The 11,755-nt window shown below is 45.1% G+C and carries 10 protein-coding genes; all 10 read left to right on the top strand.

Annotated elements, in window-relative coordinates; all coding sequences use genetic code 11:
* Positions 1-10: 10 nt before the first annotated feature.
* The 10 genes from flgL to fadB all read left to right on the top strand — a co-directional run bounded on the left by flgL (position 11) and on the right by fadB (position 11,755).
* Positions 11-1,255: a flagellar hook-associated protein FlgL gene (gene flgL, locus ACMXYO_RS14290; RefSeq protein WP_415885774.1), complete on the top strand. Its 1,245-nt coding sequence runs from the start codon at positions 11-13 to the stop codon at positions 1,253-1,255.
* Positions 1,256-1,550: 295 nt separating this feature from the next.
* Complete coding sequence (locus tag ACMXYO_RS14285) at positions 1,551-3,338, top strand: acyl-CoA dehydrogenase C-terminal domain-containing protein (RefSeq protein ID WP_415885773.1); 1,788 nt, start codon at positions 1,551-1,553, stop codon at positions 3,336-3,338.
* 13 nt (positions 3,339-3,351) lie between these two features.
* On the top strand, positions 3,352-3,780 hold the full coding sequence (locus ACMXYO_RS14280) for an SCP2 sterol-binding domain-containing protein (RefSeq protein WP_415885771.1): 429 nt from the start codon (positions 3,352-3,354) through the stop codon (positions 3,778-3,780).
* 49 nt (positions 3,781-3,829) lie between these two features.
* Positions 3,830-5,500 carry an AMP-binding protein gene (locus ACMXYO_RS14275; protein ID WP_415885769.1) on the top strand — a complete coding sequence of 557 codons (1,671 nt, stop codon included), beginning with the start codon at positions 3,830-3,832 and terminating at the stop codon, positions 5,498-5,500.
* Positions 5,501-5,525: 25 nt separating this feature from the next.
* Positions 5,526-6,098, top strand: coding sequence for a DUF2889 domain-containing protein (locus ACMXYO_RS14270; RefSeq protein WP_415885768.1), 573 nt, complete (start codon positions 5,526-5,528; stop codon positions 6,096-6,098).
* Complete coding sequence (locus ACMXYO_RS14265; RefSeq protein WP_415885766.1) at positions 6,098-6,841, top strand: enoyl-CoA hydratase-related protein; 744 nt, start codon at positions 6,098-6,100, stop codon at positions 6,839-6,841. Before ACMXYO_RS14270 ends, ACMXYO_RS14265 begins: the two co-directional genes overlap by 1 nt.
* Before the next feature lie 103 nt (positions 6,842-6,944).
* The gene (locus ACMXYO_RS14260; protein WP_415885765.1) at positions 6,945-7,517 is read left to right on the top strand and encodes a DUF3365 domain-containing protein; all 573 of its coding nucleotides are present in this window, start codon (positions 6,945-6,947) and stop codon (positions 7,515-7,517) included.
* Between the two features lie 316 nt (positions 7,518-7,833).
* Entirely contained in the window at positions 7,834-8,583 is a 750-nt protein-coding gene (locus ACMXYO_RS14255; protein WP_415885763.1) for an electron transfer flavoprotein subunit beta/FixA family protein, read from the top strand.
* 12 nt (positions 8,584-8,595) lie between these two features.
* Positions 8,596-9,525, top strand: coding sequence for an electron transfer flavoprotein subunit alpha/FixB family protein (locus ACMXYO_RS14250; protein ID WP_415885762.1), 930 nt, complete (start codon positions 8,596-8,598; stop codon positions 9,523-9,525).
* 67 nt (positions 9,526-9,592) lie between these two features.
* Positions 9,593-11,755, top strand: coding sequence for a fatty acid oxidation complex subunit alpha FadB (gene fadB, locus ACMXYO_RS14245; RefSeq protein ID WP_415885761.1), 2,163 nt, complete (start codon positions 9,593-9,595; stop codon positions 11,753-11,755).

Here is an 11,755-nt window from a genome sequence, read left to right as displayed (position 1 = left end):
GAGATAGAAAATGAGAATTTCTACTCAACAAGTCTTCCTTAGTAATGTTGATAATATCAATAAAACTAATAGTGAACTTTTTAAGACACAAAACCAATTATCGACGGGGAAGCGCATTCAGCAGCCTTCTGATGATCCGCTTGCTTCTGCTCAAATTCAAAAGTTCAAAAAAGAAATTGCGAGGACTGAGCAATATAATAGCAATATTGAAGTTTCGCGCCGTCGCTTAGAGTTGGAAGAGAATACGCTGGAGCAAATTAACAATATTTCTATAAGGCTTAAAGAGTTAGCGATTCAAGGTAAAAATGGGGTGCTTACCCAGACGGATCGGCTATCTATCTCCTCAGAAGTTGGTGAGTTGTTAGGCCAGTTAGAAGGTTTGATGAATACTAAAGACGTGCAAGGGGAATTTTTATTCTCCGGGCATAAAGGGTTCACAAAGCCTTATGAATATAATGCTGCCCTAGATAGTTACTCTTATGCGGGAGATGACGGCCAGCGCTCTATTCAGATAGGGCCAGAGAATAAAATAGCTTCGACCGATTCTGGTTTTGATATCTTTGAGACAGTACCTAAGGTTTCTGGGTATGTTGATGCAGTGATTACCCAAGATAATAATCATATTGATGATGTCGCTCTGACTAAAGACAATGCGGATGCATTTGATCAGTTTATTACCGACAACGGTGAACTGACGTTTACTTTTTCAGGCGGTAACTTAACCGTAGTGAATGCAGCAGGTCAGCCTATTACGGCCGACAATCCATCGGTAGTATTGAATAACTTTGATTTGGCCTCTAACCCTACTCATCCAGTCATACAGATTGGCGGGGTGGATATTACGTTAGATAAAATCATTGATGGGACAGCAACCTTAGGATCTAAATCCCAGCATAATATTTTAGATACTGCGAAAGATATGAAGGATGCATTGGATAATGCTGACTTTACAACAAGTAGTGGTAAGCAGGCATTTACCGAGACAATGGATTTTGTACTGGATAATTTGAATGGTATTCAGGAAAAGCTCATTGGCGTAACGACCAGTATTGGTGGACGACTTAATGCCTTAGAACAGCAGCAGTCGGTTAATGAAGATTATGAACTCTTCACAACTGAAGCTTTATCTTCCTTTGAAGATCTTGATTATAACGAAGCAATAAGCCGGTTCCAGCTACAGCAAACCGCTTTACAGGCCTCGTATGCAAGTTTTGCACAGGTTAAGGATTTGAGTTTATTTAATTATATAAACTAAAAGTCTTATCACTTAAAAAGCCGGCTCTTAGCCGGCTTTTTTGTCTTTATATTGCGGTGCAATATGGCTGTGACGAAATATGTCATTGTTAGTGATCTTAAATGCCATGCAATAGCCCCTTTTTATAGTAAATAAAGCGCTGTCTAATATTGGCTGACATTTTTTGTTACTAAAACTGGTAAGTTTTGTTATTGGCGTATTACGACCTTTGAACCATTCTTAAATACATACTGTATTGGTGCTCGGCACCACTTATCCGCATCAGCGGAGCGATAATAAGAATGAGGAAAACGTCATGCCAGAATACAAAGCTCCCCTCCGTGATATGGACTTCGTGTTAAACGAAGTGCTTAACGCTGAGCAGCATTACCAGAGTCTTTCAGGTTGCGAGGATGCGACGCCTGATATGGTAGGCGCGATCATGGAAGAAGGTGCTAAGTTTGCTGAACGCGTTTTATCTCCATTAAACCAGATTGGTGATCAGCAGGGCTGTCAGTGGGATGACGGAGCTGTTAAAACTCCTGAAGGTTTTAAAGAAGCTTACGACCAGTTTGTTGAAGGCGGTTGGCCGTCGTTAGCCCATGAAGCTGAATACGGCGGCCAAGGTCTACCAGAATCTATCGGCATCATTGTGAACGAAATGGTCGGTACGGCTAACTGGTCTTGGAGTATGTACCCAGGTCTAAGCCATGGTGCAATGAATACTCTACATGCCCATGGTACAGAAGATCAGAAACAAACTTACCTTACTAAATTGGTATCCGGTGAGTGGACGGGCACTATGTGTCTGACCGAGCCTCATTGTGGTACTGATTTAGGCATGCTGCGAACTAAAGCAGAGCCTCAAGGAGACGGTAACTACAAAATCTCTGGTACGAAGATTTTCATCTCTGCGGGTGAGCACGATATGGCAGATAACATTGTGCATATCGTATTGGCACGACTGCCAGATGCGCCTGCAGGTACAAAAGGTATCTCCTTGTTTATCGTTCCTAAGCACTTGCCAGAAACTATTGGTACAAATAACGGCGTTAGTTGTGGCTCTCTAGAGCACAAGATGGGTATTCACGGTAATGCTACTTGTGTCATGAACTTTGATGAGGCTACCGGTTACCTAATTGGGCCAGAGAATAAAGGTCTTAACTGCATGTTTACCTTTATGAACACTGCGCGTCTAGGTACAGCTTTACAGGGCTTGGCGCATGCAGAGTGGGGCTTTCAAAACTCACTAGTGTATGCCAAAGATCGTTTGCAGATGCGCGCTCTAAATGGCCCTGCTAACCCAGAAAAAGCGGCCGATCCAATTATCGTACACCCTGAAGTTCGTAAAATGCTGCTGACCCAGAAGGCTTTTGCTGAAGGTGGTCGCGCAATGATCTACTACTGTGCTCAACTGGTGGATAAAGTTGAGCGAGCAGAAGGTGATGAGAAAAAACAAGCCGATGCGTTGCTAGCATTCCTAACCCCGATTGCAAAAGCGTTCCTGACCGAAGTGGGGTTCGAATCCGCTAACCACGGCCTTCAAATCTTTGGTGGTCATGGCTTCATCGCAGAGTGGGGCATGGAGCAAAACGTACGTGATAGCCGTATCTCTATGCTGTATGAGGGGACCACTCAGATCCAAGCTCTGGATTTGCTAGGTCGTAAAGTATTGATGACCCAAGGTGAATCTCTAAAAGGCTTTACCAAAATTCTACATAAGTTCTGTCAGGCTGAATCTGACAACAGCGATCTACAACAGTACATCAAACCGCTAACTGAGCTGAATAAAGAGTGGGGTGAGCTCACTATGAAGATCGGTATGAAAGCGATGCAAAACCGCGATGAGGTGGGTGCTGCATCTGTCGATTACCTCATGTACTCAGGCTATGTTGTATTGGGTTACTTCTGGGCGCGTATGGCTAAAGTGGCTCAAGAAAAGTTGGCAGAAGGTGAAGGTGATGCAGCGTTCTACCAAGCTAAACTGACTACAGCACGTTTCTATTTCCAGCGAATCTTGCCGCGTACTCGTAGTTTGGTTGAAACAATGCAGTCAGGTGCAGATAACCTGATGGATATGGACCAAGAACACTTTGCTTTCTAGTCGAGGTATAGACGTGAAGAAAGCACTAAATAATCCAGTAGGCCGCACGCTTTTACGCGGCCTCTTAAAACTCAACGCAACACGTTATGCGTTAAAGAATAAAAATGACAAAGAGGTATCTGAAATGTCCGACTTGAATGCAGTTTTTACTGAAATGAAAAATCGTTTTAATGCCGATGCTGCAGCTGACACAGATGCAATTTTTCAGTACGACATTAGCGATGGTGACTCCTGGTTTGTGACAGTGAAAGAGGGTAGCTGTGATGTAGCGGAAGGCGTTAGTGATGACGCTACCGTGACATTGACAATGGACTCTATTACTCTCGAAGAGATCATGTCGGGTGAAACTGATGGTATGCAGGCGTTCATGGCGGGTCGTGTACAGGCTGATGGTGACATTATGCTAGCGACTAAATTGGCTGTATTTTTCCCCGTAGCCTAAAATTACCGACATAGATCCCTTATAAAAATAATTACATGAGGAACCTTAGATGCAGCAACTCCCTGCCGCCGATAGTATCCCGGCTGATATAAATCATTACGGTTTTAAAACTGTTCCAGATGTTCTAGCGCATGTGCAGAAGAACTTTGGCCCTAAACCAGCATTTACCAGCTTTGGGCGCACGATCGATTACAACGAATTAGATCGTTTATCTGCGGCGTTTGCTGTGTATCTTCAGCAAGAAACAAACTTGCAGCCGGGTGATAGGGTAGCGATTCAGCTACCTAACCTGGTTCAATATCCGATTGTATTATTTGGTATTTTGCGTGCGGGGCTGGTGGTTGTGAACACCAATCCGCTGTATACCCCGCAAGAGATGCAGCACCAGTTTAATGATTCCGGTGCGAAAGCGCTGATTATCCACAAGAGCATGGCGCACAATGCTGAAAAGATTTTGGATAAGACGCAGATTGAAACCCTGTTTGTGACCCAAGTAGGGGATCTACACGATTTTATTAAGCGTAATCTTTTGAATGCTGCGGTTAAGTATTTGAAAAAGATGGAGCCAGATTACAATCTGCCTCAAGCGATTCCGCTTCGTTCCGCATTCTACAAATATGATGGTCAGCAACCGAATCCGGTTAAAGTTGAATCATCTGATGTTGCTGTCTTGCAGTATACCGGTGGTACAACGGGCGTTTCTAAAGGCGCGATTCTGACTCATGCCAATCTGATCTCGAACATGTTACAAGCGCAGGAGCGTTTAACCGTTCCTGGTGTTGATTGGACTGAAACGGTTATCTCACCACTGCCGCTTTATCATATCTATGCCTTCACCGTTGCTCAGGTGGTTTCGTTGATGGGTGGGCATAGCGTATTGATTCCAAACCCAAGGGATATTCCTGGGTTTATTAAAGAGATGCAGAAGTGGCGTATGAGTACTTTTGTTGGTCTAAATACGCTGTTTGTTGCGTTGTGTAACGATGAGAACTTTGCCCAAGTCGATTTCAGTAATCTGAAATTTACGGCTTCAGGTGGTATGGCGCTGAATCCTTCTACGGCGGTGCTTTGGAAAGATAAAACCGGTTGTGACGTAATTGAAGGTTACGGCCTGACAGAAACCTCTCCAGCGGTATGTTTCAACCCACCCGATGATAACCGTACAGGCACGATCGGGCTGCCTATGATTCACACCGATGTTCGTATTATTGGTACGGATGGTCAGGATGTGGTTCAAGGTGAAGCCGGTGAGCTTTGTGTTAAAGGCCCGCAGGTTATGCGCGGATATTGGCAAAGAGAAGAGGCGACCGCTTCTTCATTTACCGATGATGGTTACTTTATCACAGGGGATATCGCGACGATTGATGAGGAAGGTTATTACCGCATCGTCGACCGCGCCAAAGATATGATCATCGTCTCTGGTTTTAATGTCTATCCAAATGAAGTGGAAGATGTCATTACCCAGCACCCTGATGTTGTGGAATGTGCAGCTATCGGTATTCCAGATGATAAGACCGGCGAGATCGTTAAGGTCTTTGTTGTTAGTAATAATCCTGATCTATCCCGTGAGGATGTTAGGGATTGGTGTAAAGATAAACTGACTCGCTACAAGGTGCCAAAGCAAGTCGAGTTTGCTGAAGATCTGCCAAAATCCAATGTCGGTAAGGTGCTTCGTCGTCTGCTAAAACCTTCTGCAGATGATAATGCCAACGCAGCTTAAAGCCGAATAAAGGGAATCGATCAGTATGCCTTTATCTCGACCAACTCGGCGTGAAACTCATCATAATCGAACTGTGATGTGTAATGGTTATCTTCGTGATGATGGTTTATGGGATGTTGAAGCCCGTATGACCGATGTTAAAACGCGAGATGTGGATAACCCTGAACGTGGTGGTTATGTTCCAGCAGGCGAAGCGTTTCATGATATGAGCATTCGCCTGACCCTCGATAAAGGTCTACTGATCAAACAGGTAGAAGCCTGTATAGATTATTCCCCCTTTCGCATCTGTAAAAAAGTTGGTGCTGCATATGCGCAACTGCAAGGTACACGCATTGGACCTGGTTGGCTGCGTATAGCTAAAGACCGTATAGGTGGTGTTGCGGGTTGTACGCATATGAATGAACTTTTACCTGTTCTAGCAACGACAGCTATCCAATCTATCTGGCCGAGTAGCGATAAAGATGTGCTCGCTCAAGGTGCTGAATTTATGCTTGATAGTTGTCATTCATGGGGGCGAAGCAGTGAGATGGTTCGCGAATACCTGCCAGAACATTATCAGCCTGCGATAGCAGTTAATGTAGTAGAGGAGCCTAAATAATGGCTGCCGTTTTAACCGAAAAGCAGGGCTCTGTTTTCGAGATAAATCTTAACCGACCAGATAAGAAAAATGCGCTTACATTGGCAATGTATGTCGAAATGACGGCGCTACTGAAGCAAGCAGCGGAAGATTCTAATGTTCACGTCGTGCTATTGCGAGCGCAAGGTCAGTCCTTCTGTGCAGGTAATGATATAAGCGATTTTGTGTCTGCAACGCATAACCCCAATATCCTGCAAGATGTATTGGTGTTCTTACATACACTGGCAAGCTTTCCCAAGCCAATCATCGCAGCGGTGCATGGTGATGCTGTTGGTATAGGCACGACCATGCTCTTGCATTGTGACCTCGTTGTTTCTGCAGATAATCTGCGTTGTAAAATGCCTTTTGTGAAATTGGGCTTAATACCTGAAGGGGCGTCTACTTTGTTGTTTCCGCAATTAGTAGGGCATCGACATGCTTTTGAGCTGCTGGTGGAAGGTCGAAGTTTTGATGTTATTGAAGCTGAGCAACTTGGAATTGTTAATCAAATCATAGAACCTGATCTGCTCCTAGAAATAACACGAAATCGTGCTAAAAAGTTAGCTGATAGCCCTGTTGATTCGGTGATTGCAGCTAAACAGTTGATGAAAGCCGAAACCTTAAAGTCCGTTCACCAAGTGATTGATAGTGAAGGGGCATTGTTTTATCAGCGCTTGTTATCTGAAGAAGCGCAAAAGGCATTTATGGCCTTCCTACAAAAATAATATGCATTTTTAATATATAGATCTTAAATATTAGGATTTACTAATCTACATGAAATTGTATAATGACTTCATCTTATGAACACCCCATCCAGTGAGGTCCAAGGTGAAAGCATTATTCTTTTCTGCTGCTCTAGCGGCTGCCCTTCCGGTTCAAGCGGAACAATTCTCGGTAAATATTCCTGAACTGCAGAACGAAGCTAAAGGTGTCATTAAAGAGCTAGTGACAACGCTTTGCTCAGAACTCAAAGCGGCAAAAAAAGAGGGCGGTGCTATCGCTGCCATCAACGTTTGTAATACTAAGGCAGAAGGCCTTACAAAAAGCGTGAATGGTAATTCTGAATGGCATGTTGAGCGTACTAGTTTAAAACTACGTAACCCGCAAAATGCACCTGATCATTGGGAAAAGGCGATTCTTGAACAGTTTGAATCCAAAGCTAAGCAAGGGGCTAATCTAAAAACCTTAGGTTTCTCGCAAGTTGTCGTAGACGACGAAGGCAGAAAAGTCTTCCGCATGATGAAGGCGATCCCCGTCGCTGATCAATGCTTAGCTTGTCATGGTTCCAAGATTAAACCAGAGATAGCTGAGCAACTTCAGACCCTTTACCCAGAAGACAAAGCGACAGGTTTTTCCACAGGCGATCTTCGTGGTGCTTTCAGCTTAAAAAAATATTTATAAGATAAATTGGATTATAAAAAGGGCTTATTAGCCCTTTTTTAATGCCTGTCTTTTTAGCTATTGTCAGAAAAGGTAACTTTTTTGATACCTTTTGATTGTATTTGTTTGCGCTTGATCCTTTCTTAAGCCCTTTGTTTACGGGGCTTTGATTAATATTGCTATTTTTTGTTAGCGATGTAGCTGCTTTTTGTCATTGTTGAATTTCAGTCTGAGACTAAGATTTATACATAGCTTGGGGAATGAGCTTCCCTCTATGAAAGTAACCCTATTTTCTTATGTGTACGGGTTACCAAAATAACAATACAAAGAGGCGGTTATGAAAGTACTGGTTGCCGTAAAACGTGTGATTGACTACAACGTCAAAGCCCGTGTCAAAGCAGATAACAGTGATGTCGATTTAGCTAACGTAAAAATGGCTCTAAATCCATTTTGCGAGATAGCAATTGAAGAGGCTGTACGTTTAAAAGAAGCGGGTACAGCGGATGAAGTTGTCGTTGTTTCTATTGGTAATAAGAGCTGCGAAGAGCAGATCCGTACAGCACTAGCATTGGGTGCCGATCGCGGTATCCGTGTCGATGTCGAAACCAACCCTGATTCCCTTTCTGTCGCTAAGCTATTAGCCAAAATTGTAGAAAAAGAAGCCCCAGGCATGGTGATTCTTGGTAAGCAAGCGATCGATTCTGATAACAACCAAACCGGTCAAATGTTGGCTGCACTGTTGGATCGCCCACAAGGTACCTTCGCATCAGAAGTAGAGGTGACTGGCGATAGCATCAACGTTACCCGTGAAATCGACGGTGGTTTGCAAACGGTTAATCTGGCTATGCCAGCGGTTGTCACAACCGATCTGCGTCTTAATGAACCACGTTACGCATCCCTTCCAAACATTATGAAAGCGAAGCGTAAACCGCTTGATGTCCTAACGATTGATGAACTGGGCGTGTCTGTAGCGAGCAATCTGCAACTACTACGTGTCGATCCGCCGTCAGAGCGTCAAGCAGGCATCAAAGTTAGCTCTGTAGATGAGCTAGTCGAAAAACTACGTAATGACGCTAAAGTAATTTAAGGGGGTGATCAGATGACTATTCTTGTAATTGCCGAACACGATAATAACGAGCTTAAACCTGTAACCCTCAATACCTTAGCTGCAGCAAATGCAATTGGGGGTGATGTACACCTGCTAGTTGCGGGTGCTAGCTGTCAGGCGGTTGCTGATGCAGCGGCGCAAGTATCAGGTGTGAGTAAAGTTCTATTGGCTGATAACGCTGCGTATGAGCATCAGCTGGCAGAAAATATCAGTAAGTTGGTGCTAACTGTCGCGGCTGACTATAGCCACATCCTAGCCTCAGCAACCACAACAGGTAAGAACTTCCTACCGCGCGTTGCAGCACTGCTAGATGTAAATCAGATCTCAGACATTATTGCCGTAGAAGCAGCGGATACCTTCAAGCGCCCAATCTATGCCGGTAATGCGATTGCGACAGTACAGTCTAGCGATAGCACTAAAGTCATTACCGTTCGTGGTACCGCTTTTGATCCTGTCGCTAATAGTGGTGGTTCTGCAGAGGTCGTTAGCCTTGCTGAATCATGTGATAGCGGCCTTTCCAGCTTTGTTTCAGAAGAGTTGGCGAAAAGTGATCGTCCAGAACTAACCGCAGCTTCAGTGGTGATCTCCGGTGGTCGTGGTATGGGCAACGGTGACAACTTCGAACTACTCAACAAAGTAGCTGACAAGCTTGGTGCTGCGGTCGGTGCTTCTCGTGCAGCGGTTGATGCTGGGTTTGTGCCAAACGACATGCAGGTTGGTCAGACCGGCAAAATGGTCGCGCCAGAGCTGTATATCGCAGTGGGTATCTCCGGTGCGATCCAGCACTTAGCCGGTATGAAAGATTCCAAAATCATTGTTGCGATCAACAAAGATGAAGAAGCCCCAATTTTTCAGGTGGCTGATTACGGGCTGGTGGCCGACTTGTTCGATGCCGTGCCTGAGCTAGAGAGTAAGCTGTAAACAGCATAACTAAAAAGCGCTTAGGCACTTCGCCAAGCCAAAAATAAAAATAGACGGAGCAACTTAGATGCTTTTCGAAGGACAATCGATTTACGTACAGTCGATCGAAGACGGGATCTACGATGTGGTGTTTGACCGCAAAGGCGATGCTGTTAATAAACTCGATCAGGCGACTTTGGCTGAACTGCGCGAAGCGGTAAATGCCCTGTGTAACCTAGATGATATTCGTGGTGTGATTTTCTCCAGTGCCAAAGACTGCTTTATTGTCGGCGCGGATATCACCGAATTTATGGGCTTTTTCAAAGCTGATGATGAACAGCTGATCGCAGGCTTGATGGATATCCACAGCCTACTAAATCAGATTGAAGATATGAGCTGCCCAACGGTTACTGCGATTAATGGCTTATGCCTAGGTGGCGGTTTTGAATTAGCGCTATCCACAGATTATCGTGTGATGAGCGACCAAGCCAAAGTGGGTCTGCCTGAAGTTAAGCTAGGCATCTACCCAGGTTGGGGTGGCACCGTTCGTCTACCACGCTTAATTGGTGTGGATAACGCCAATGAGTGGATCTGCGCGGGTGCTGAGAAGCGACCTGATGCAGCACTTAAAGATGGCGGTGTAGATGCGGTTGTTGCAGCCGATCAGGTTAAAGCTGCGGCTCTAGATCTACTGAAAGGTTGCATTGCGGGCAAGTTTGATTACCAAGCGCGCCGTGAAGAGAAGAAAACGCCGATCAAACTCAATCAGGTTGAGCAGATGATGGCGTTTGAATCTGCAAAAGGTGTGATCGGTGGCAAAGCGGGTCCTCACTATCCTGCACCAATGGCTGCGCTGAAAACGATTCAAAAGCACGCGAATCTTCCTCGCGAAAAAGCCAATGAGATCGAAGCTAAAGGCTTTGTCAAAGTTGCTAAAACGGATGTGTGCGCATCCCTTGTTGGTCTGTTTATGAAAGACCAATACATCAAGAAAGTCAGCAAAGGTTTTGAGAGCAAAGCCGAGCCTGTTAAAAAGGCCGCTGTACTGGGTGCCGGCATTATGGGTGGTGGTGTTGCTTATCAATCTGCCTCTAAAGGTACGCCTATCTTGATGAAAGATATCAACGATGCTGCGCTTCAGTTAGGTTTGGATGAAGCGACTAAGCTGTTGAACAAACGCGTATCTCGTGGCCGTATGGATGCGATGAAAATGGCATCGGTGCTAAACAACATTACGCCAACGCTTAACTACGGTGATTTCGGTAGTGTTGATCTTGTGGTCGAAGCGGTTGTTGAAAATCCAAATGTTAAGAAAGCCGTGCTTGCTGAAGTTGAAGGCACGCTGCCAGAAGGCGCGGTACTGACGTCTAACACTTCTACTATCTCTATTACTGAGTTGGCAACAGCGCTTAAAAATCCAGAGAACTTCTGTGGTATGCACTTCTTCAACCCTGTGCATCAAATGCCGCTAGTGGAAGTTATCCGTGGTGAGAAAACCTCTGAAGATGCGGTAGCTCGTACAGTTGCTTACGCAAAAGCGATGGGTAAAACCCCAATCGTTGTAAATGACTGCCCAGGTTTCTTAGTTAACCGTATCTTGTTCCCTTACTTTGGTGGCTTTACTGCGCTACTTGAAGATGGTGCGGACTTTAAACAAGTCGACAAAGTGATGGAGGGCTTCGGCTGGCCAATGGGCCCTGCCTACCTTCTGGACGTAGTCGGTATCGATACTGCGCACCATGCAGATAGTGTGATGGCAGCAGGTTTCCCTGATCGTATGAGCCATGAAGGCGAAAACGTTATCGATCGTATGTTCTCCCTAGAGCGCTTTGGTCAGAAAAACAGCAAAGGCTTCTATCGTTACGAACTCGACCGTAAAGGTAAGCCGAAGAAAATTGTGGATGAAGAAGTACCAGCAATGCTTGATGGCATTGCCAAAGAAAAGCGTGAGTTTACTGATGAAGAGATAATCGAGCGCATGATGATTCCTCTATGTATCGAAACCGTTCGTTGCTTGGAAGATGGCATTGTTGCCAGCCCTGCAGAAGCAGATATGGGCTTGATCTACGGTATTGGTTTCCCTCCATTCCGTGGCGGTGCGTTGCACTATCTGGATCAGATTGGTTTAGCTGAGTTCTGTGCTATGGCGCAGAAATACGAGGGTCTAGGGCCGTTGTATCAGCCAACCGACAAGATGAAACAGATGGCCGCAGCTGGCGAAACATACTTTCCACAAAATGCTCAGGGTTAA

Source organism: Neptuniibacter sp. QD37_6 (genome assembly GCF_047778085.1).
Lineage (GTDB): Bacteria > Pseudomonadota > Gammaproteobacteria > Pseudomonadales > Balneatricaceae > Neptuniibacter.
Note: the sequence above shows the minus strand (reverse complement) of the source record. Positions and strands in the feature narration are given on the sequence as shown.